Source organism: Streptomyces sp. AK02-01A (assembly GCF_033795305.1).
GTDB lineage: Bacteria > Actinomycetota > Actinomycetes > Streptomycetales > Streptomycetaceae > Streptomyces.
The window spans coordinates 75,959-97,531 of the sequence record NZ_JARBAE010000006.1; the positions used below are offsets into that span (position 1 = coordinate 75,959).

Annotated in this window: 14 protein-coding genes and 2 pseudogenes; 6 read left to right on the forward strand and 10 right to left on the reverse strand. The window is 68.4% G+C overall.

Annotation, left to right across the window (positions count from 1 at the left end):
* Position 1: 1 nt before the first annotated feature.
* Positions 2–1,447 (reverse strand): dihydrolipoyl dehydrogenase, encoded by a 1,446-nt coding sequence (lpdA, locus tag PV679_RS08795; RefSeq protein ID WP_319679523.1) that lies wholly within the window; start codon positions 1,445–1,447, stop codon positions 2–4.
* A 207-nt stretch (positions 1,448–1,654) separates the two neighbouring features.
* On the opposite strand from lpdA, the gene PV679_RS08800 reads away from it, so the two are divergent.
* Complete coding sequence (locus tag PV679_RS08800) at positions 1,655–2,539, forward strand: LysR family transcriptional regulator (protein ID WP_319679524.1); 885 nt, start codon at positions 1,655–1,657, stop codon at positions 2,537–2,539.
* A gap of 68 nt (positions 2,540–2,607) precedes the next feature.
* Here PV679_RS08800 and treY read toward each other — a convergent pair whose 3' ends face one another.
* From treY to glgX, 3 genes are all read right to left on the reverse strand, one after another.
* Positions 2,608–4,962 carry a malto-oligosyltrehalose synthase gene (treY, locus tag PV679_RS08805; RefSeq protein ID WP_319679525.1) on the reverse strand — a complete coding sequence of 785 codons (2,355 nt, stop codon included), beginning with the start codon at positions 4,960–4,962 and terminating at the stop codon, positions 2,608–2,610.
* A gap of 97 nt (positions 4,963–5,059) precedes the next feature.
* The gene (locus PV679_RS08810; RefSeq protein ID WP_319679526.1) at positions 5,060–5,836 is read right to left on the reverse strand and encodes a GNAT family N-acetyltransferase; all 777 of its coding nucleotides are present in this window, start codon (positions 5,834–5,836) and stop codon (positions 5,060–5,062) included.
* A gap of 91 nt (positions 5,837–5,927) precedes the next feature.
* Positions 5,928–8,048, reverse strand: a complete 2,121-nt coding sequence (gene glgX, locus PV679_RS08815; RefSeq protein WP_319679527.1) for a glycogen debranching protein GlgX — start codon at positions 8,046–8,048, stop codon at positions 5,928–5,930.
* 398 nt (positions 8,049–8,446) lie between these two features.
* Here glgX and PV679_RS08820 point away from each other — a divergent pair, with 398 nt between their 5' ends.
* The 3 genes and pseudogenes from PV679_RS08820 to PV679_RS08830 all read left to right on the forward strand — a co-directional run bounded on the left by PV679_RS08820 (position 8,447) and on the right by PV679_RS08830 (position 10,919).
* Positions 8,447–9,676 carry an SAV2148 family HEPN domain-containing protein gene (locus PV679_RS08820; RefSeq protein ID WP_319679528.1) on the forward strand — a complete coding sequence of 410 codons (1,230 nt, stop codon included), beginning with the start codon at positions 8,447–8,449 and terminating at the stop codon, positions 9,674–9,676.
* Positions 9,677–9,813: 137 nt separating this feature from the next.
* Positions 9,814–10,119: pseudogene (locus PV679_RS08825) on the forward strand (exonuclease domain-containing protein); the annotation flags it as partial.
* Positions 10,120–10,205: 86 nt separating this feature from the next.
* On the forward strand, positions 10,206–10,919 hold the full coding sequence (locus PV679_RS08830; RefSeq protein ID WP_319679529.1) for a 3'-5' exonuclease: 714 nt from the start codon (positions 10,206–10,208) through the stop codon (positions 10,917–10,919).
* A gap of 9 nt (positions 10,920–10,928) precedes the next feature.
* Here PV679_RS08830 and PV679_RS08835 read toward each other — a convergent pair whose 3' ends face one another.
* The 4 genes from PV679_RS08835 to PV679_RS08850 all read right to left on the reverse strand — a co-directional run bounded on the left by PV679_RS08835 (position 10,929) and on the right by PV679_RS08850 (position 18,310).
* Positions 10,929–12,530, reverse strand: a complete 1,602-nt coding sequence (locus tag PV679_RS08835; RefSeq protein WP_319679530.1) for a S1 RNA-binding domain-containing protein — start codon at positions 12,528–12,530, stop codon at positions 10,929–10,931.
* Positions 12,531–12,990: 460 nt separating this feature from the next.
* Entirely contained in the window at positions 12,991–15,024 is a 2,034-nt protein-coding gene (locus tag PV679_RS08840) for a hypothetical protein (protein ID WP_319679531.1), read from the reverse strand.
* On the reverse strand, positions 15,024–16,553 hold the full coding sequence (locus PV679_RS08845; RefSeq protein ID WP_319679532.1) for a hypothetical protein: 1,530 nt from the start codon (positions 16,551–16,553) through the stop codon (positions 15,024–15,026). Before PV679_RS08845 ends, PV679_RS08840 begins: the two co-directional genes overlap by 1 nt.
* Positions 16,554–16,831: 278 nt before the next feature.
* On the reverse strand, positions 16,832–18,310 hold the full coding sequence (locus PV679_RS08850; RefSeq protein WP_319679533.1) for a tyrosine-type recombinase/integrase: 1,479 nt from the start codon (positions 18,308–18,310) through the stop codon (positions 16,832–16,834).
* A gap of 67 nt (positions 18,311–18,377) precedes the next feature.
* On the opposite strand from PV679_RS08850, the pseudogene PV679_RS08855 reads away from it, so the two are divergent.
* A pseudogene (locus PV679_RS08855) lies at positions 18,378–18,779 on the forward strand (3'-5' exonuclease); the annotation flags it as partial.
* A 31-nt stretch (positions 18,780–18,810) separates the two neighbouring features.
* On the opposite strand, the gene PV679_RS08860 reads toward PV679_RS08855, so the two are convergent.
* Positions 18,811–19,674: an aminoglycoside phosphotransferase family protein gene (locus PV679_RS08860; protein ID WP_319679534.1), complete on the reverse strand. Its 864-nt coding sequence runs from the start codon at positions 19,672–19,674 to the stop codon at positions 18,811–18,813.
* A 214-nt stretch (positions 19,675–19,888) separates the two neighbouring features.
* Positions 19,889–20,074: a CsbD family protein gene (locus PV679_RS08865; protein ID WP_319679535.1), complete on the reverse strand. Its 186-nt coding sequence runs from the start codon at positions 20,072–20,074 to the stop codon at positions 19,889–19,891.
* A 196-nt stretch (positions 20,075–20,270) separates the two neighbouring features.
* Between PV679_RS08865 and mgt the strand changes: the two genes are divergently transcribed.
* A complete protein-coding gene (mgt, locus tag PV679_RS08870; protein WP_319679536.1) occupies positions 20,271–21,488 on the forward strand; it encodes a macrolide-inactivating glycosyltransferase in 1,218 nt (405 codons plus the stop codon).
* Positions 21,489–21,573 lie beyond the last annotated feature (85 nt).

The window sequence follows — 21,573 nt, forward strand, 5'->3', positions numbered from 1 at the left end:
CCTACCGCTGGTGCAGTCCCCGGCCCGCCAGAGCGAGGAATGTCTCGCCGACCGCCTCCGACAGCGTCGGATGCGCGTGCACATGGCGCGCCACATCGGAAGGCTCCGCCTCCCAGCCGACGATGAGCTGGCTCTCGGCGATCATCTCGGAGACACGCGGGCCGACGAGATGGACTCCGAGGACCCGGCCGTCCCGCTCGGCGACGACCTTCACCACTCCGCCCTGGCCGTGCACCATGCCCTTGGCGACGGCCGTCAGCGGCATCGTGTTCACGATGACCTCATGGCCGCGGTCGCGCGCCTCCTCCTCCGTCAGGCCCACCGCGGCGGTCTCCGGGCTGGAGTACGTCACCCTCGGCACGGCCGTGTAGTCGACCGGCGGTGTGGCGAGGCCCGCCAGTGTCTCGGCGACCAACAGCCCCTCCGCGAACGACGCGTGGGCCAGGCCGAGTGACGGCGGCGGCAGCAGGTCACCGACCACATGGATGCCGGGCACGGCCGTCTCCAGCCGGGACCAGTCGACGGGCGCCACCTGGCCGCGTTCGTCGGTGGTGAGTCCGGCCGCCGCGAGGCCGAGTCCGTCGGTGACCGGTGTCCGGCCCACCGCGACCAGCAGCCGCTCGGCCTCGACCGTACGGGTCTCACCGCGAGCGGTGCGCACGGTGGCCCGTACGCCGTCCGCCAGGACCACCGCGTCCAACAGCCGTGCTCCCGCGAGCACATCGACGCCGCGCCGTTTCAGACCACGTGTCAGATGCTTGCTCACCTCGGTGTCTTCGAGCGGTACGAGCCGGTCCGCGGCCTCGACCAGAGTGACCTCGGCGCCCATGGAGCGATGGAACGAGGCGTACTCCACTCCGATCGCACCGCCGCCCAGCACCATGACGGAGCGCGGCAGTCCGGGCGCGAACAGCGCGTCGTCGCTGGTGACGACGCGCCGGCCGTCCGGCACGAGGCCCGGCAGAGTGCGCGGCCGTGAGCCGGTCGCCAGCACGATGCCGCGCCGGGCGGCGATCTCTCCGTGTCCCTCGACGCGCACGGTGCGCGGACCGGTCAACCGGGCGCTGCCGTAGGCCACATGGACACCGGAGTGCGCGAGATGGCCGGTGACGCCACGGTGGTTGCGCGAGACGATGTCGTTCCGAGTGGCGACCAGGGCCGGCCAGTCGACCGATTCGAGCGTCGACTTCACACCCCATCGCTCCCGGGCCTCGGCGATGCCGTCGACCAGTTCGGCCGCGTGCAGCATCGCCTTGCTCGGGACGCAGCCACGGTGCAGACATGTCCCACCGACCTTGTCGCGCTCCGCGAGGACGACCTTCAGGCCCAGCGCGGCGGCGCGCAGAGCGGTGGAGTAACCACCGGTGCCGCCACCGATCACGATCACATCGGTCTCGGAGTCCGTACCGGCTGAGGTCTCTGGTGCTGTGCTGGCTGCCGCGGTCATGGCACAAGCCTCCGTCCGCCGCTTGCCATGAGTCCAAGGCAATGTTTTTCTGGTTTCGATGCACAACGTTCATGGATTCGGCCCTCAGACACTCGATCGTGAAGCACTCGCTCCTCAGGCATCGAGTCCTCAGGCATCGCGTCTTCGGGCATCGAGTCTTCAGGCATTCGGCGGCCTGAGCGGATCGCGCCCGGAGGTGGCCCGAGGATGAGCCTCCGACAGATGGAGTACTTTCTGACGGTCGTCGAGGAGTCGTCCTTCACCCGGGCGTCCGAGCTGCTTCATGTCACCCAGTCCGCACTCTCGCACCAGATCAAGGCGCTGGAGAAGTCCGTGGGCGGCGCGCTGCTCGAACGGCTGACGCGCGGTGTACGGCTGACACCGATGGGCCGCGCCTTTCTGCCCCATGCCGAGCTGGCCGTCCGCAGCGCCGCGCAGGCCCAGCGCGCGGCGCGCGCCGCGGCCGGGGCGGAAGGCGGCGAACTGCATGTCGCCGCGCTGCACGGAGTCGCGGTCGGCGTGCTCCCGGAGGTCTTCGCGCGATGGCGGCGGATCCATCCGGAGGTCGCGCTCGTCCTCCACGAGTACGCGACCACGGACGCGCTGGAGGAACACGTCGAGCGTGGCACCGCCGACCTCGCGGTCGGACCGCCGCCGGTGAACTGGCCGGGCCCGGCCGTCACGGTCGGCGAGGAGGAGATCGTCCTCGTGGTTCCCTTCGACGACCGGCTCGCGGGCCGCACCTCGGTGACACTGGCCGAGCTGGCCGACCGCACCTGGGTCCGCTGCGCCATGGAGCCGGTTGTCGAAGGCCGCGAGTTCCTGGACTGGGCCTGCGCCAGGGCGGGCTTCACTCCACGTACGGCGGTCAGGACCGAGCACACCTCGACGGCGGTCCGTATGGCCGCGGCCGGCGTCGGCATCGGTATCGCGCCGTCCCATGTCGTACGAGGAGCGGTCGGCGAGGACTGCGTGATCCTCCGCGTCGACCCGCGGTGGCGGCGCCCGCTGACGGTCTTCTCCCGGGTCGGGCTGACCGGCGCGGCGGCGGCCTTCGTCGACCTGCTGCGGGTCTCTCAGCCGAACGGATGAGGCCGGAAGCGTCCGCGAGGCCGTGCGCGCCCGGTCTCGCGACAACACACTCCGCGGGGCGCCGGTCGTCAGCTCCGGCGGCTGAGCAGCGCCACGGGCCGGTCGGAGAACAGCACGGCCAGATCCACCGGAGCGCCGCCTTCGAACTCCCTTTCCGGCGAGGTGAGCAGATCCGACCACCGCCCGGCGGGCAGCACCAGCTCCGTTCCGGCCCAGCCGCCCGCCTCCGCGAGCCGCAGCGGAAGCCGTGTGACGGCCGTGACCACCTCGCCCGAGCGGCAGAAGGCCAGACAGTGCGCGGCGGCCGGACCGGTCGCGTACAGCGGTGCGTAGGTACCGGACTCGGCGAACACGCCGGGCCGGTCCCGGCGCAGCCGCAGCGCCGCCGTCGTGACCACCGTCTTCTCGTCGGGCGGTCCGGTCCGGAACCGAGGACGGTTGTCGGGGTCCACCAGCGCGAAGTACTCGCGCTCCGTGCCCTGGTAGAGGTCCGGCACGCCCGGCATGGTGAGCTGCACCAGCGCCGCGCCCAGCGCACTGGTCCGTACATACGGAGCGAGCGCCCGGGTGAACCGCGCGATCGTCCGGCGGCCGGGCCCGGCCGGGCCCGCCTCGACGAAGTCGGTCACGGCCTGCTCGTACAGCGGATCGGTCTCCGTCCAGCTTGTGTGCAGCCCGGCCTCCCGTACGGACTTCAGCAGCGCGGGCACCATGCGCGAGCCGTCCGGGACGCCGGAGTCCGCCGCCGGTGTGAAACCCACCGCCGTCTGCCATGCCTGCCACGCCACCAGCGGATCCGGGGCCGGCACATTGGCCACTCGCTTCAGCAGTTCGGTCCACCGTTCCGGGCATTCGGACAGCACGGCGATCCCGGCCCGTACATCCGCGCTGCGTTTGGTGTCGTGCGTGGTCAGTACCGTCCCGGTGGCCGGCCAGTCGCGCGCCAGCCTGGCGCAGTACGCGTGGAACCGCTCCGGGCTCACCGCCGGACCGCCCGGATCACCACCGACCTCGTTCGCGGAGATCAGCGGCACATAGCGGTAGAAGGCGGTGTCCTCCACGGACTTGGCGCGCAGCGCGGACGAGGTCTGGGCGAAGCGGGCGCAGAACGCGGTCTGGTCCGGGCCCGTACCGAGCCTGCCGAGTGCGAGCTCGCGCACCACATCCACGGCGGTCGCCTCGCGTTCGACCGTGAACGCGGCCCTGGCCTGGCGTACCGCCTCCTCCGGGACCGCGGCTTCCGCGGCCTCGGGACTGGGGCCGCCGGCCGTGGTGTACGGGCGGTAGACCGGGACGCGTACCAGCAGTTCCCTGATGGCCGTGGCCAGCGCCCAGGGAGCGTGGTCGCGCAGCGCGGGATCGGCGGCGCAGACGCGCTGAGCCGTACGGGTCAGAAAAGCGGTCTCGGCGGCCAGTTCATGGACGACCACCTTGTACGCGGCCCGGCGCACCGTGCCTTCCCAGTAGCCGCCGCGGTCGCCGGCGGGTCCGGTGATGTCGCGGTAGCTCCGTTCGAGCTCGGCGGCGCCCGCCGGATCGGTGAAGAGACCGTCGACATGGCGCAGCGCGTCGTAACCGGTGGTTCCGGCGACCGGCCAGCCGGCGGGAAGTGATTCCTCGCCGGTGAGGATCTTCTCCACGACCGTCCAGCAGTCGCCGCCCGTCGCCTCGTTCAGCCGGCGCAGATAGTCCTCCGGGTCGGCGAGACCGTCCGGGTGGTCGACGCGCAGTCCTTCGACGACTCCGTCCCGTACCAGCTCCAGGATCTTGGCATGGGTGGCGGCGAAGACCTCCGGATCCTCCACCCGCACTCCGATCAGCTCGGAGATGGTGAAGAAGCGGCGGTAATTGAGCTCGGTGCGGGCCAGCCGCCACCAGGCGAGCCGGTAGTGCTGCGCGTCGAGCAGTGCGGGCAGCGGCAGCCGCTCGGTGCCGGACGCGAGCGGAAACCGCTGGTCGCCGTGGTGCAGCACACCGTCCTCGACGCGCAGCGCACTCAGTTCGTCGCCGATCGGGCCCGGCAGCACCGGCAGCAGCAGCTTGCCGTCGCCCGCTTCCCAGTCGATGTCGAACCAGCGGGCGTAGGCGGAGTCCCGGCCCTCCCGCAGGACCTCCCACAGAGCGTGGTTGTGGCGTGGCGCCGCGGCCATGTGATTGGGCACGATGTCGAGGACGAGTCCGAGGCCGTGCTCACGGGCCGTGCCGGCGAGCTGCCGCAGCCCCGCCTCACCGCCCAGCTCGGCCCGTACGGACGAGTGGTCGACGACGTCATAGCCATGCGTCGAGCCTGGTACGGCCTCCAGTACCGGCGACAGATGGAGATGCGAGACCCCGAGCGCGGCGAGATACGGCACCGCTTTCTCGGCGGCCGAGAACGGGAAGTCCGGCTGGAGCTGCAGCCGGTAGGTCGCGGTGGGCGTCATGCGATCGAACGTACCCAGCTCGGCGGCTTCTGTGTCATCGGCTCATGCGTACGGCCGGAAGGCGCGGGAGTCCGCCGTCCGGGCCGCCGGGACGCGTCTACGGCTCGTACAGATACGGCGTGGTCGTGCTCAGCGACGCGAACCCGAGCCGCCGCAGGATCGGGCGGCTCTCGTCCGAGGCGTCGACCTGGAGAAAGCGACAGCCGTGCGCGGCGGCGATCCGGGCCCGATGAGCGACCAGGGCCCGGTAGACGCCCCGGCCGCGCCACTCCCGCACCGTGCCTCCGCCCCACAGCCCGGCGAACAGCGTGCCCGGCACCAGCTCCATCCGGGCCGCGCTCACCGGCGCCTCGCCCGCCATGGCGACGACCGCCGAGAAGGTGTCCGGCGCTCCGGAGAGCTGGCGCAGCAGCCGCTCCCTGAGCCGGCCGCCGTCCGTGCCGAACGCCTGCTCGTGGACGTCCACGACGAGATCCACGCCCGCCGCGTCGGTCACCGGCAGCAGCCGCACTCCGTCCGGCAGCCCGCCGCCGGGCGGAAGGTCTTTGAGCTCGGCGACCATGAGAGTCTCCGTGGGCCCGGAGGTGAATCCGGCCGACAGCAGCCGCCCGGCGAGGTCGCCCGGCCGGTCATGGGCGTACAGCTTCCACTCGAATTCGCGTCCGAGCGCGGTGAAGTACTCCACTTGGGCCGCGATCGCCGCTGCCGCCGTCGTCCCGTCCAGGTCCGACCAGAGGACGCCGTTCCAGTCGTGGCCGGCGCCGACCTGACGGACCACTCCCTCCACGCGCTCGACCCGGGCGCCCGGAGAGTCGGCCCGCGCGCCCTCGCGCGTCTGCCGGTCGAACAGAGCCAGTACCGCATCGTGATCCATCCGGCCATCGCAGCACCGGTCCGGGCGGCGCGGCAAACGGATTTCCCGCGCCGCGCCGCCTTTCGCGCCACCTGCCTCGGCGCGGCACGGTTTACGCCGGCCGCATCAGCACCGTCATACTGCGGCCGATCATGATGATCCGCTCGCCGCCGTCGACCTTCTCTCCCTGGCCCGGTGCCACTCCCTCCGGGCGGGCCGTGTCCACCATGATCTGCCACTGCCGGCCGTGGTTCACCGGCACCACGAATTCCAGCTCCTCGGCGCTCGCGTTGAACATCAGCAGGAACGAGTCGTCCGAGATCCGCTCACCGCGCGGGCCGGGCTCGGAGATCGCGTGACCGTTCAGAAAGACGGTCATGGCCTGCGCGTGCGCCGCCTGCCAGTCCCGCTGTGTCATCTCCTCGCCCTCGGGCGTGAACCACGAGATGTCCGACAGATCGTCGTGCGTTCCCTCGACCGGTCGCCCGTGGAAGAAGCGCCGGCGCCGGAACACCGGATGGTCGCGCCGCAGCCACACCATCGCCTGGGTGAAGGCCAGCATGCTGGTGTCGGTCTTCTCGCCGCGCTCGGGCCAGTGCACCCAGGAGACCTCGTTGTCCTGGCAGTACGCGTTGTTGTTGCCGCTCTGCGTACGGGCGAATTCATCGCCGTGGCTGAGCATCGGCACACCCTGCGAGAGCATCAGCGTCGCGATGAAATTGCGCATCTGACGATTCCGCAGCTCCAGGATCTCGGGATCGTCCGTGTCGCCTTCCACTCCGCAGTTCCACGACCGGTTGTGGCTCTCGCCGTCCCGGTTGCCTTCGCAGTTGGCCTCATTGTGCTTGTCGTTGTACGAGACCAGATCGTGCAGGGTGAAGCCGTCGTGGCAGGTGGTGAAGTTGATGGAGGCCAGCGGCCGGCGTCCGTCGTCCTGGTAGAGATCGGACGAGCCGGTCAGCCGGGACGCGAACTCCGCCAGAGTCCTGGGCTCACCGCGCCAGAGGTCCCGCACGGTGTCGCGGTACTTTCCGTTCCACTCGGTCCACAGCGGCGGGAAGTTCCCGACCTGATAGCCGCCCTCGCCCACGTCCCAGGGCTCCGCGATCAGTTTCACCTGGCTGACCACCGGATCCTGCTGCACCAGATCGAAGAAGGACGAGAGCCGGTCCACCTCGTGGAACTGGCGGGCCAGCGTCGCCGCGAGATCGAAGCGGAAACCGTCGACGTGCATCTCCGTCACCCAGTACCGCAGCGAGTCCATGATGAGCTGAAGCACGTGCGGGCTGCGCATCAGCAGCGAGTTCCCGGTCCCGGTGGTGTCCGTGTAGTAACGGGCGTTGTCACCGAGCCGGTAGTACTGGGTGTTGTCCAGGCCGCGGAACGAGAGCGTCGGGCCGAGATGGTTGCCCTCCGCCGTGTGGTTGTAGACGACGTCCAGGATGACCTCGATTCCGGCCCGGTGCAGAGCGCGTACGGCCTGTTTGAACTCCAGGACCTGCTCGCCGCGGTCTCCCCAGGACGCGTAGGCGTTGTGCGGAGCGAAGAAACCGATGGTGTTGTAGCCCCAGTAATTGCTGAGGCCGGCGTCCACCAGCCGGTGGTCGTTGACGAACTGGTGCACCGGCATCAGTTCCAGCGCGGTGACGCCCAGTTCCGTCAGATGTTCGATGACCGCCGGATGGGCAAGGCCCGCGTAGGTGCCGCGCAGCTCGTCCGGCAGTTCCGGATGGAGCATGGTCAGGCCCTTCACATGGGCCTCGTAGAGCACCGTGCGGTGGTAGTCGGTACGCGGCAGCCGGTCGTCTCCCCAGTCGAAGTACGGATTGACGACGACCGAGGACATCGTGTGGGGCGCGGAGTCCATGTCGTTGCGCGAGTCCGGCTTGCCGAAGTGGTAGCCGTACACCGCCTCGCCCCACTCGATGCTGCCGCTGATCGCACGCGCGTACGGATCGAGGAGCAGCTTGGCGGAGTTGCACCGCTGTCCGCGCTCCGGTTCGTACGGTCCGTGGACCCGGAAGCCATAGCGCTGACCGGGCATGATGCCCGGCAGATAGGCGTGCCGCACGAACGCGTCGCTCTCGCGCAGTTCCACCGCCGTTTCTGAACCGTCGTCGTGCAGGAGGCACAACTCGATCCGGTCGGCGGCCTCGGAATAGACCGCGAAGTTGGTTCCGGCGCCGTCGTACGTGGCGCCGAGGGGATACGCCTGTCCCGGCCAGACCTGCATAGATATGACTCTTCCATTTCTGATCCGGGTGCTGCGGGGCTCTTGAGCCAGATCTTCCCCGAAAGTGCGGCCTCCACCTAGGAACCCGATGGGTTCTTGCCGGTTCTTGCCGGTTCTTGTTCCCGGGCGACCGCCGTGGCGGGGCCGGAGTCAACTTCGTGTTCCATGCCGTCGCCCCGGCTCGAAACCCGCCTCCATGGTCCCGCGCGAGCCATCGAGCCGCAGTACCGACCAGGTGAAACCGCTATCAACCAGCGCATTCCTGACGAACTCGCCGTACGGAACGCGCCGACCGAACGGAGCAGTCGGGAAAGGAGCCTGCGCAACCGGCTGCACCGCCTCGGGTCGGCGGAGTACCCTTCCTTGATCGTTGAAGGGGGAGGGAAGGCGGTGCGCGGGTGAGCTCGGGAGGGCTGGAGCTACCCCCAGGTGACGCGGGTCACGAGGGGGAATCCGGCGACATCCCGCCCGGAGCGGTCTCCCTCGCGCGGCCGATGGAGATCGGGGCGGAACTGGACTGGGGCGCGGAGGCCTGGGGCGAAGTCCGCACCCGCGCGCAGCGGGCCGGCCGGGCCTATATCTGGCTGAATCTTGTGGAGCAGCGGCTGCGCGCGGTTGTCGCCGCGGTCCTGCGGCCCATCTATGAGCCGGTCCACGGCGAGGAGTGGGTGGTCGCCGCCGCCGGGCCCGCCGGTCAGGAGTGGGTCCAGCGTGCCGTCGCCGTACGGGAGGTCTCGCGTCGCAAGGGCTATCTGCTCGACCCGGCCGACGACAATGTCCTGAGCTTTCTCACTCTGCCGCAGCTCCGGGAGCTGATGGTCCAGCACTGGCCGTGCTTCGAACCCTATTTCGACGACCGTCGTGATGTGGAGCTGGCGCTCGACGAGCTGGAAGTCGCGCGGAACGTCGTGTCGCGCAACCGCGCGCTCTCCGAGACGGTCCTGGCGCAGGCCGAGCGGGCGTCGGCGCGGCTGCTGGAGATCCTGGGAGGCGGCGGAGTGCCGTCCGCCTCGCGGCTCCGGGTCGACGCGGTGGAGGATCTGGTCGGCGACCGGTACGCCGATGTGGTCTCCGTCCATCCCGACCGGGTCAGACTGCAACGGCAGATTCCGGCGGAGGATCTCTTCGGCGGTGCCCGGCGTGTCGACGCGATCGGCATCGGGCTGAATCTGCTGGTCCAGAACTTCTCGGGACGCCGGCTGGTCCGGCTCGCAGAATCGGGCTGCCGGATACGCCTGGTCTTCCTCAACCCGGCGAGCAGCGCGGTCAAGCGCCGCGAGCGCGAGCTGGCGCTCAAGAAGGGCGAACTGAGCCGTTCGGTGGAGATGAACATCCTCCATATGCGGCGAGTGCGCTCCAGGCTGCGCGACCCGGGTGCCTTCGAGATCCATGTCTTCGACGAGACACCGCGCTTCACCGCGTATCTCGTCGACGGTGACGGTCCCGACGGCCTCGCCGTCGTCCAGTCCTATCTGCGCCGGGCGCGCGGCATGGAGGCACCGGTGCTCGTCCTGCGAGGCGGCGGGCGCGAGGTGGTGCGCTCGGGGCAGGAGCCGGAGCACGGTCTCTTCCAGACCTATCGCGAGGAGTTCGAGTCGGTCTGGACGGATTCCCGCCCGGTCTCCTGAGCCGCGCGGCTCGGCGCGGGACCGGTCAGAAGCGGGACCCCGTCGCACCGCGTTGTCAGTGCCGCGTGGCAGGGTGACTGTCCGACGGGGGAAGCACCAACGGGGGAAGCACCACCGCATTGTGAGGGAGGGCCACGATGACTTGGCACGGAGAGCCGCTGGTCGGTTTTGATCTGGAGACGACCGGTACGGAGCCGCTGGAGGCCCGGATCGTGACGGCCGCGGTCGTCGAGGTCCAGGACGGCGAGGTGATGGGACAGCGGACCTGGCTCGCCGATCCGGGCATCCGTATCCCCGCCCAGGCGTCCGCGGTCCATGGCATCAGCAGCGAGCGTGCGGCCGCGGAGGGACGGCCGGCGCGCGAGGTGGCCGGCGAGATCGCTCAAGTCCTCGCCGGATACTGGGCGCGCGGTGTGCCCGTCGTGGCGTACAACGCGCCGTTTTATCCCCGCACGCCAGACACGTCTCAGGCGTCTCATGGCGAAGTGCGACGCCAGCCGGCAGTCCACGCCGGAATGAGGGCCGCGTGATGAGCTGGATCAGTGGGCCGTTGATGGCCTTCGACCTGGAGACCACGGGCACTGACGTCGAGACCGACCGCATTGTGACGGCGGCAGTCGTGCAGTTGGGTCCGGACGGAGCCGTCGCAGAGGAACGGACCTGGCTGCTCAATCCAGGAGTGGCGATACCAGAACAGGCATCGGCGATCCATGGCATCTCGACGGCCCATGCTCGCGAGCACGGGGCACCTGCCGCCTCCGCCATTGAGGAGATCGCGCAGGCCGTCGCCGAAGGGCTGCGTCTTGGGACGCCGCTGGTGGTGATGAACGCACGCTACGACCTGTCACTGCTGGATCGCGAGTGTCGGCGCTACGAGGTCGCGTCGGTCAGCGAGCGGCTGGGCAGTGTGCCTGCGCCCGTCATCGATCCGCTGGTGATCGACAAGCACGTCGACAAGTACCGGAAAGGCAAGCGGGCCCTCCACGCCTTGTGTGCTCACTACGGTGTGTCGCTCGATGACGCGCACAACGCGAGGGCCGATGCCGTGGCCGCTGCCCGCGTGGTGCGACGCATGGGTGAGAAGCACCAGCCCGTCGGCCTGATGCCGTTGGCGGCTCTGCATGACCTTCAGGTGCGCGCGGCGGCTGAACAGTCGGTCTCTTTGCAGGCCTATCTGCGGCGGACTGCGGATTCAAAGGCAGTCGTCGAGCCGGCCTGGCCGCTCATTCCCCGGAGGCGATGACCACGCGGGTCAGCCCTCCCCGGGGGCGAGAGCCTGGAGGTGGGAGAGGGTGATCCGACGCCGTGGAAGGTCGACGTTCACAATCTTCACGGTGAGGGTGTCTCCGACCTGGACCACGTCCTCGGGCTGAACGACGGGTCCTTCGGCCAGCTCGGTGAGGTGCACCAGGCCTTCGAGGCCGTCCCCTCTGTCTTCGATTCGGACGAAAACGCCGAACGGCACGAGTTTGGTCACGACGCCGGTCACCGTCTGGCCGACCTGCCGTACGAACGGCGGCATCGGGTCCTCTTGCAATGCCTTCAGGGACAACGGCACACGCTCGCGCACCAGGTCGACGTCGAGGATCTCGGCCGAGATTTCCTGGCCGACAGTGACGACGTCAGAGGGGTGCTCGAAGCGGCGCCAGGACAGTTCGGGGATGTTGATCATCGCGATGAAGCCGCCGATGTCCACAAAGGTCACACCGAAGCTAGCGATCTCGGTGACCGTGCCGGTGCAGATCTGCCCGCGGTGGAGAGTCTTCAGGAAGGCCCAGTTCCGATCGCTCGGGGTCGGCTCGGTCCTCCACCGGGCTCGCAAGACGCCGTCGATATCGGGCAGGACCGCACTGAACAGTGGGTGGCGTTCGTCGACGGTCAAAGACAGAGCCGTGGCAGCACGGGCGCCTGCCATCCGGGCGGCCAGCTCCTGGTAGTCGGACTCGTCGACCACCGTGCTGGAGAGAGCCCCGCTCTCGTCCTCCCATACGAACTCGACCGGACCTTCGTCGGGAAGCGAGGCGAGGACCACGTCGACATCGGTGGACAAGTCAGGCCAGACGGTCAACTGGGCACGCGGGGTGAGTCGGGCGCGTACCGCATCGAGTGTGTCTTCGGTGAGGCGGTGCCAGCGGGAGGCATTGTGGAGATACCCCTCCTCCAATATCGCTGCGTGCCGCATGGCGATGGACCAGCGCAGACGGGCCCAGAAGTCCTCGTCGGCGGGCCGCTGCACGCCGGGCTCGTCAAAGTCCGCGTCGTAGGGCGAGGCCTCCAGCCGCTCCGGGAAGAGATCGAGAGCCCGAGTGTGGGCAACGGCGCGCTCGCAGGGCTTGTTGCTGCTGACGTAGACGTACTGGTCCCAGCCGACCTGCACGTCGAACTTGTCCTCCACCGCCAGACGGCACCAGGCACCGTTTTCGCGGAGCATGACACGGACCAGCTCCAGACCGACGGAGAGGGGCACCTCCGCACCGTCGTGGAACCCGCTGAGGTCGGGTGGGAAGAGCTCGGCAAGGCCGTGATCGTCGACCGCCGGCTCCAGGCCGAAGTGGGCAAGGCCGGAGATCCCCGGCTCACGAATGGCCAGGCGGATGATGCCGGTGTCCTCGGCGAAGGCGGCAACCGCTTGCAGATATGCAGCCTCGACCGGTCCGTGGTCGTTGGTCGTGTCCTCAGCGCCGATGTAGCTGCCGTGCTCGTCGCGGTCGGCAGGGTCGTACTTGGTGATCCGGTAGACGAAAGGCGGCACGTTGCTCCCCGTGGTTGTCGACGATGCTTGCTCAGCGGCCGATCTCGTGATCGGGAGCGTAGTGCGGGGTCCAGCGCAGCTCCGCCCGATCTGCCTCGTCACCTGCGAGGATGGCCATCGGGATCACCTTCTGCAAGCGAGATATCGTGCCGCATCGGGCCGAGTAGATCAGCGACGATCGATGCGAGTGACGCGATCGCTTCGGTCGGCCGCCCTGGAGAGACGTTGATTCTCCAGGGTGAGGAGCTGAACCTGTTGTGCGAGGACGTTGATCGAGGAGCGTAGCTCCCGCACCTCGCGCGCATGCTCTTGGCGGAGCCGGCGCTCGGCACCCTTCAGAGCCTGGACCTCCTGCCGGAGGGAAGTTGAAGGTGCGGCTGCTGCTTCTCGATCGGCTACGAGGTTTCGGAACTCTGCCAGAACATGGGGGTAGCGGTAGGCGCTGGCTCTGCTGACGCTGGCTTCAACGGCGAGTGAGGCCACGGTCAGGGAACCGTCGCTACGGGTGGGCTCTCCTCGGAGTAGGCGTTCGGAAGCCGCTCGGAGGGCTGATTCGGTTGCGTCAGTCGTTGGCACAGTCGATACCCTCGATCACTTTGGTGACGTCGTTGAGGTGCCCTCGCAGAGCCGTTCGCTGGAGATCGGAGAGACCGACGAAGGCCAGCGCGCGCTCGGTGTCTCCGCGTGCTGCTTCCCAACCGCTGCGATGCCGGGTCGTGATGGTCGAGTTCCCACAGCGATCGGGACGGCAGCTGTTGAGTAGAGGCCGGTCCTCGCCGCTCGGTGTGCGGCAAAGGGCGGTCTCGGGCTGGTAGTAGCAGTCGTTGAGCGTGCCGACATGCAGGGTGCGAGCGGAAGCCTTGAGCATGGCGTGCAGGCGGCGCTCATCGACCAACCTGCCCGGGAAGTCCCGGAGCTCCTTCTGGACACGTGCGAACTCGTTGTCGGTCCGTGGTCCGCCTGGGGATGTCGAGCGTACGCCTGCCTTGAAATCCTCGTAGCGCTCGACGACATCGGCCAAGCGGGCCAGCGCCTCCTCAGTAGCTACCTCCGCGCGAAAACCGGAGGAGGAAGTGCCCGCGTACCCCTCGAACATGGCCACGGAGAGATGCTTGTACTGAATCATCCCGGCCACGGTGCCGAACGGACGGTGTGCGATGTGCCAGGCCACGGTCCTGCGAAACTGGCGGGTCGTGAGATTCCACGGTTCCCCATCGACATCGGGTACCGGGTAGTCGACGTCCGCGCAGTGCGTCAGGAACTCGTTGAGGTTGTCATTCATGCGGTTGGCGGAGATCGTCGAATGCGGACGGCCAGCTACCGGCCGGCAGAACAGCAGGTCACGGTGGGGCAGGTGTTCCAGGACATTGATGGCGTGTGTGACGGGTTCGATGACGATCCAGCTCTCTGATGTGCCCCGCCCGCCTTTGACGAGCTGCGAGCGCACCTTGTGCCGGACGACGACGCCGTCAGCACTACGCTCGGTGTAGTGGCAACCGTTACGGAGTTCTTTGACTTCGGAGTCGCGCATGCCTGACAGATAGGCGATGAGGATGTAGCAGGCGGCTCGCAGGAGACGTTCCTCGTGGGGGATCGCGGGAGGGCTGAATCTCTCACGCCAAGGCTGCCCGCTCTGCGGGTGGAGCGTGATGGGTGTGTCCATGTCGCCGATCTCAGGCCCCAGCTGTTGCAAAGCGCGGTCGATGCGGTCGTTGTACGAGCTACCGGCGATCGCCTGGCCGGCTCCTGACTTCCGCATGATGTACGTGTACGCGGGCGAACCGGCCAGGTGGGGTTGGCGACCGGTTCCGTCCAGCACCGGGACGCCCCGTCCGTCGGCCGCGAGGCTGTCGAGATAGCGGTTCAGCCGGGTGAGAGACAGCCCGTGGATCTCCTCCACGGAGGCCTCCAACGCCGTCAGCTCGGCTCGTGCGTGGATGATGTCGGGTGCCGCAGTGTGGACGTAGAACAGGGCAGCCTGGACCAGCGGGGCGATGACCTGCGGTGGGATACGGGGAGTCTGGTTCTCGTGTTTGCGCACCATCGGACCTCCGATGACGCGAGAGAGAGGGCGCCCGTTCCACGGATTCAGCTCCAGCGCGTCCGTCGGCATGGCTTCTGCAGCGAGGTGAAGACGCGGAATCACCTGGAGCCGTTGACGCAAGCTGCTCTGCACCAGGCCTTCCCCGCGGCAGCTGGCCAGGTAGGAGTCCAGGACTGGCTGCGTCACCGCGCGCAGGCGAATCCCATCGTGCTCAGTGTCGAGGAACCGGAGGAAGCACCGCAGATTCCACCACTCCGCCGCTACTGTCGAGATGGAGGGCAGCGGGCCACGAACCGGACGGGTGTTGAGCCTCCAGAAGAGGAATTCGCGAGCGGCCTCGCGCCGTGCGGCATTGCTGAGTGAGTGGAAGTCGATGAGGAACTCGCTGGCGTAGCGGTTTCCTGCGTGACCTGCGACCGCAAGGTTCCAGACGTGGTCCGCGAATTGGGGCACGGTGGCAGGATCGTCGGCGAGAGGACGCCCGGAGAGAACGGGTGTCGTGCCGACAGGGCGGATGCTGCCCTCACTGGTTGACAGGGGCTGCGCCGACATCAGTGGCCTCCCAGCAGGGTTTGGGGCAGGAAGATCAGGGACGCGTCAGACTCGGCGACTGCCCTGGCGTGCAGCACGTCTTCCTCACTGAACCTCGGGATGATCAGTTCCAAGATCTGCTGGCGGGCTCTGCCGAAACGCGCCGCCCACTCCTCTGCCGGCGTCTTTGTGCGTTCGGATTCGATGTGGTTGAGAAACGACAGAATGGCTGGGAGCTTCCCTCGGGTGATCACTGCATTGCTGCATCCGAGACAGGCGAAGAAGGACACCGGGCAGGGATTCCCTTTCGTACCGAAGGGCGAGTCGAAGAAGCTGCTGCAGGACGACAACCACAGATCGGACTCGCCGGTCAGAAATTGCGGCAGCTCCAGGTCGGCAGGGCCTGGCGACTCAGTTCCATTCGACGGCGGCTGCCTGAATGCCTCTTCTTCCTCAGGCGTAAGGATGGTGGGCGCCTGTGCGTCCGCCAGCGCGTCCTGCAGGCCGTCTGCCACGGCCTGCTCGTGGAGGCCGCGTAGTGAGGGGATGTCCGCGTAGTGTGCGGCGGCGATGTCTGGGGAATGGCCCTGGACGAACGCCGACATCTTCCCCCCGGTCGTCTTGTACACGGCTGCCTTGTACGTCTTGCGGAGCCGGGACAGGCGGAGGTCGACGGGGCGTCCTTCTTCGGTCAGCTGATGTAGCGAGACGAAGCTCCGGGCCATGTGGCTCGCTGCACCGGCACTGAATTCTGCGGACAGAGGGCCGTCCTTTGTCCGAAACTGCCACAGCGCGGGGGCGCCGGTGGCTTCTCTGACAGACGAGGTAAGGCGTAGTGCCAACCGAATCAGCCCGCCGGGTGAGTTGGGAGAGCCGTCCCGCACCCGGATCGCGTTCCACTCCTGCCCGTGCCGCCGCCGTTTGAGGTACTCGATCTGTACGTAGCCGCGATTCGGATTCTTCAGGCAGTCGGAAGTCAGTTCTCTGGCTGCCTCCAGCTCCATGCCGCTCTCCAGGCAGAACAACAGGAGCAGGGCGAACACGTCCCGGCTGGTCGGGTACAGCAGAGGTGCAAGGCGGCCGGGAGTGTGTGCGTTCGCCAGTTGATTACCGACCGTCTGTGCCAGCATTTGCCTGGTGAATTGTCCGTTCTGGTGACGGATTTCCCAGAGCACGTTGGCATCGGAGTCCCAGCCTGATGTTCGCGGGTCCTGTCCCTGCGCCAGAAGGGCGGGCCCTTGTAGCGTCAGTCGTCGGACTGCATCGTCGACGTCGGCTCGCGCGGCAGCGCGCAACTGGTTGACGATGTGAGGCGAGTAGGCGTCGCGAGGGTAGTACGAGCCGACCGGACCAGCGGATGTGTAGGAGAGCCGTCGGGCCATCGGTGGGGACAGTTCGTGCTCCTTCTCACCGAGTCGGCGCAAGATCCACACGACGTCAGCGATTCGCGCGTAGGGCGTCCGGGAGAACTCCGGGTGGCTCTCTCGAAGGTGGCTCTCGAATCCGTCGAGATGACGCGGAAGGAGGTCGCTTACGCGTATGTCCATCACTTCCGTAGAGTCGAGCCACCGAGCCCAGAGCAGGCAGGAGCGTGCGCGATTGCGGAGCGTATGCGGTGAACCAGTTCCTTGTCCCACGTCACACGAGGCCGCCAACTCGGCTCCCAGTGCCCCCAGCAGCCGCTGCTGAGGCTCCCGCGTCCAGTCCACGACGGCCGGCCGGTTATCCGGGAAGGTGACCTCGATCCTCAAAACTCCGAGCATGGCTGGAGTCGGGTCGACCGGCTGGAGTGCGGGTGCGTTCAACCGGGCGCTGCGCCGCCCCCGGCCTACCACGGGGCTGCTCCCTGCGCCTGAGCAGAGGAGTTGTCGATCTCCTGCGACACGCGATGTGCCGTGTCCACGACCTCGGACGTCCAGGCATCCACCGCGTCGTCGATCAGGGCTTGGGCTTGATCGGTGCAGTCGAGGTAGATGTACGTCGTCGTGATCGAGGAGTGCCCCAACAGACGGCGCAGGTGATCGAGTGGATCGCCGATGATGCGTCGGTACACGCCGTCACCCATCTCGTCCTTCTCCACCGAGCCGATCTGCTCCTGAATCAGTGCAGACAACAGATGCACGGCGAAGGTATGCCTGAGGACGTGGGGTGTGGCGGCGACGTCGATCCCGTACGTACGGCATCTCTCCGAGGCCCGCACGAAGACCGACTCCCAGGCCGACAGGGTCACGGGACGAGCTTCCTGGCCCAGCCAGACGCACGCGGGGCCTAGAGGACGGCCCTGCTCGTCAACGAGGTACAGCCGAGCCCGGACTGCCGGTGTCACGCGTGACCAGGGGAGTTTCCGGAGTCGTCCATCTTGCATGGGAATCCGTACACCTCGCCGGTCGGCCTGGCTCCCCACTACCGCGCCGGTCGGCAGCGGACAGTCGCGGGCGCGCCAGCGGTCGAGCATCAGGGAACGCTCGATCTCCACGTAATCGGCCACGGCACGAAGGACTCGCTTGGGCAAGAGGATCCTGCGCCCCTTGTCCCGTTTGGCGGTCGGCGGCGCCAGGTCGAACGGCACGCTCTTCACGTCTCTCTGGCCGCCCAGGTCCGGGAGCTCCGGCCAGCAGAGCGAAGCGGCCTCCTCGATGCGTAAGCCAGTGGTGACCAACAGCTCTGCCATGAGGGCATTTCGCTCCGCATTACGGCCTCGGAAGGCAGAATCGGTGGTGCCCGTCCGGAACTGACCTCGTAGGCCGATGTCACGAAAGGCCGCATAGCGATCTACGGAGAGGAACTTCACGTTGCTGCGCTTGGCGGCCTTCTCGACGGCGCGGTTGCTGCGGACGCGTACCTGCTGTCCGAAGTGCGAGTGGCGTGAACTCTCGTAGTACTTGAATGGTGTCCGCTCGATCAGAGCCTCGTCCACCGCCCACGTGTAGAACTTGTCCAAGGCTGCGACCGCCCGGTTCCAGGTTGAAGCCGAGACGACCTGCGTCGGATCGGGAGAGACACGCCGGGCTCGGTGGAACACCGTGACGTCGTCACGGTCCGCGTGCCACACGGTCTTGCCGCGATGTTCCTGGAGGAACCGCCCCCAGGTCAGCAGATCGAGAGCGTACGCGCGCCAGGAGTGAACCGACCTCACCCCGAGGGTCGGAAGGGACCACAGGAAGCGGTTGAGCTGGACGTCGTAGCTGCCGTCGTGGCTGAGGATGAACGGCGCGCCAGCGTGCAAGCCATGTCGTTCAAGTGTCCTTCGAGCATCACTTACCCCGGCCGCTTCCAGCGCGTCCGGGTCCGTGAAGAAGATCTCCATCTGATCGCACCCCCGGTCAATCAACGACGGGGGAGATCGTGAGACACGGTCGTGCGTGGATAAGCCGTTCGATCTGACGCTGCTCGCCGCGGAGCTGAGCCGGCACGGCCTGCCGCCGCTCGATCCGATCGGCCCGGTCATCGACCCGTACACGATCGACCGCGCCGTCGACCGCTACCGCCGTGGCAAGCGCACGCTGGAGGCGGTCTGCGCGGAGTACGCGGTGGTGCTCGGCACCGCCCATGAAGCGGGAGCCGACGCGCTGGCCGCGGTCCGGGTGGCCATCGCGATAGCGAAGCGTCATGCCTCGGTCGCGGCCCTGACACCGGCGGAGCTGCATGAGCGTCAGATCCGTTGGTACGCGGACTGGGCGACGGACTTCGAGCGCTTCCTGCGCGAGAAGGGCAACGCGGACGCGGTGGTCGACCCGGTGTGGCCGCTGCGCGGGCCGGTGGTGCCGGTGTCCTGAGGACAAGGAGGCCGGCGGTGGATTGGGCCCGTCAGAACGGGTACCAGCGGACTTCGGGGTCGTGGTCGCGCAACGAGGCGACCCGGCGGCGGAATTCGGCGAGCGCCTTCGGGTTGGTCGGAGCGTGCTGGGCCACCCATGCGCAGCTCGCCGTTTCCCGGGCGCCGCGCAGGACGGCGCAGCCGTCCCACTCGGTGACGTCCCAGCCGTAGGCCGCGGTGAAGGTGTCGTACGCGTCGGCGGACAGGCCGTACCGGTCCCGGGACAGGGCCATGACCACCAGATCGTGCTCCCGGAGATCCAGGGAGAAGGTCTCCAGATCCATGAGGACCGGGCCGTCCGGGCCGACATGGACATTACGCGGCAGCGCGTCGCCGTGGATCGGGCCCGGCGGCAGATGCGGGACGAGCGCGGCGGCGGCCTCGGCGAAGCCGTCCCGGCGCCGCCGCAGATAGTCGGCGTCGGCCGGGTCGATCGCGTCGCCGGCGATCCGCAGCCACCGTTCGACGCCTCCGAGCAGCTCCCGGCGAGGCAGCGCGAAGGACGGAGCGGGCAGTGCGTGGACCAGACGCAGCAGCGACGCCAGATCGCCGGGACCGGCCGGCCGGTCACCGTCCGGCAGCCGGTGCCAGAGAGTCACCGGATGGCCGTCGACCGACCGCGCCTTCGGCTCCGCCGCCCGGACGGCCGGAATGCCGGCCTCCGCGAGCCAGTGGGCCAGCGAGACCTCGCGCCGCGCGCGGTCCAGCAGTTCGGTGTGCGCCGTCGCGTCCCGGCCGACCTTGATCACCAGCTCGTCCGCCCGGAATACCGCGTTCTCACCCAGAGCCAGCAGTTCCGCGTCCTGCGGCAGTCCCGCCGCGGCCAGTACCGTCCGCGCCCGCGCCTCGTCCATCGCCTGCTCACTTACTTCCGGTCGTTCCGCGTGTCCGCTCGGTCCGCGCGTCCGCCGAAGTCTCCCATCCCGGTGAGTTCGCCCGAGAGGCCCGGGGTCTGACCGGCCTGATGACCGGACGCGGCCGGTCCGGCGGCCGTAAGGCGATCTCCACATGGCCGAGCCCCCGCCGGCCTTCCGAAGTGAGGCGGACGGAGGCTCGGCGGCTTCCCGGTCAGTCGTCGCTCAGCGAGTCCTTCATGCCCTTGGCACGGTCGGTGGCGTCGTCCACGGCGCCTTTGGCCTTGCCCTTGGCCTGGTCGGTCTTGCCTTCGGCTTCCTTGCGGCGGTTGCCGGTGGCCTTGCCGGTCATCTCCTTGGCCTTGCCCTTTGCCTTGTCCATGGCGCTGTCGTCGGTCATTGCGGCTCCTCGTTCGGTGTGCTCCTTACCGGGCCAACGTAAGACGGAACGGTGCGAACCGCCTGATATAGGGATATGTACACCGTTCGGCCCGCTCCGGCGGCGCCGATCCACGGCGGCGAGCAGCGCCATTTCTCGGAGACCGCCGCGCGAAAGTCGATTGCACGAGACGTCTCGTCTCGCCTACGTTGAGTCCATGACCACACCGAAGTCCATGACCACACCGAAGCGCGCCCATCTCGCCATGTTCTCGATCGCCGCCCACGGGCATGTGAATCCGAGCCTCGAAATCGTCCGGGAGCTTGTCGCGCGTGGACACCGCGTCAGTTACGCGATCCCCGCGTCCTTCGCGGACAAGGTCGCCGAGACCGGCGCGGAGCCGGTGATCTACACCTCGGTCCTGCCGTCCGCCGACGCCGATCCCGAAGCCTGGGGCACGGAGCTGATCGACCACATCGAACCGTTCCTCGCGGACGCGATCCAGGCGCTGCCTCAGCTCGCGGCGGCGTTCGAGGGTGACGAGCCCGATCTCGTGCTGTACGACATCACGGCCTATCCCGCGCGGATCCTCGCCCATCGCTGGGGCGTGCCGATCATCCAGTTCTCGCCGAACCTCGTGGCCTGGGAGGGGTACGAGGAGGAGGTCGCCCGGCCCTTGTTCGAACCGCTGAGGCGGACTCCGCGAGGCAAGGCGTTCTATGACACCTTCGCCGAGTGGATCGCCGAGAGCGGCATGACCCTCGACGTCGATCGCTTCATGGGCCGGCCCGATCGCTGTCTCGTCCTGATCCCGAGAGCGCTCCAGCCGAACGCCGACCGGGTGGACGAGTCCGTCTACACCTTCGTCGGCGCCTGCCACGGCGACCGGCGGGAAGTGGAGTGGCGGCGGCCGTCCGGCGCGGAGAAGGTGCTGCTGGTGTCGCTGGGCTCGGCCTTCACCAAACAGCCCGCGTTCTACCGGGCGTGTGTCGAGGCCTTCGGTGATCTGCCCGGCTGGTATGTCGTGCTCCAGATCGGCGCGCATGTCGACGAGGCGGAGCTGGGTGACGTACCGGCCAATATCGAGGTGCGCCGCTGGGTGCCGCAGCTCGCCGTCCTCGGCCAGGCGGACGCCTTCATCACTCACGCGGGCGCCGGTGGCAGCCAGGAGGGTCTGGCGACAGCCACCCCGATGGTCGCCGTCCCGCAGGCCGTCGACCAGTTCGGCAATGCCGACATGCTGGTCTCGCTGGGTGTGGCCCGCCGCCTCGACACACGCGAGGCGACCGCGGAGGCGCTGCGTGCGGCGGTTCTCGCGCTGGCCTCCGATCCCGACGTGGCCCACAGGCTCGCGGAGATCAAGCGCGGCATGGCCGCGGAGGGCGGTACGCGGCGAGCGGCGGACCTGGTCGAAGCGGCGCTGCCGGGAGCGTGATCCAGCCGTATCGACCCGCTCGTCCAGCGGCCGGGAGGGAGGTCCCCGCGTTCCCGCGCGGGAGACGCGTCCCTGGCAAGCGGGT

Bases quoted from the DNA above. Each gene is read 5' to 3' on its own strand.
- lpdA (WP_319679523.1), bottom strand. From the start codon at position 1,447: ATGACCGCGGCAGCCAGCACAGCACCAGAGACCTCAGCCGGTACGGAC.
- PV679_RS08800 (WP_319679524.1), top strand. From the start codon at position 1,655: ATGAGCCTCCGACAGATGGAGTACTTTCTGACGGTCGTCGAGGAGTCG.
- treY (WP_319679525.1), bottom strand. From the start codon at position 4,962: ATGACGCCCACCGCGACCTACCGGCTGCAGCTCCAGCCGGACTTCCCG.
- PV679_RS08810 (WP_319679526.1), bottom strand. From the start codon at position 5,836: ATGGATCACGATGCGGTACTGGCTCTGTTCGACCGGCAGACGCGCGAG.
- glgX (WP_319679527.1), bottom strand. From the start codon at position 8,048: ATGCAGGTCTGGCCGGGACAGGCGTATCCCCTCGGCGCCACGTACGAC.
- PV679_RS08830 (WP_319679529.1), top strand. From the start codon at position 10,206: ATGAGCTGGATCAGTGGGCCGTTGATGGCCTTCGACCTGGAGACCACG.
- PV679_RS08840 (WP_319679531.1), bottom strand. From the start codon at position 15,024: ATGTCGGCGCAGCCCCTGTCAACCAGTGAGGGCAGCATCCGCCCTGTC.
- PV679_RS08850 (WP_319679533.1), bottom strand. From the start codon at position 18,310: ATGGAGATCTTCTTCACGGACCCGGACGCGCTGGAAGCGGCCGGGGTA.
- PV679_RS08860 (WP_319679534.1), bottom strand. From the start codon at position 19,674: ATGGACGAGGCGCGGGCGCGGACGGTACTGGCCGCGGCGGGACTGCCG.
- PV679_RS08865 (WP_319679535.1), bottom strand. From the start codon at position 20,074: ATGACCGACGACAGCGCCATGGACAAGGCAAAGGGCAAGGCCAAGGAG.
- mgt (WP_319679536.1), top strand. From the start codon at position 20,271: ATGACCACACCGAAGTCCATGACCACACCGAAGCGCGCCCATCTCGCC.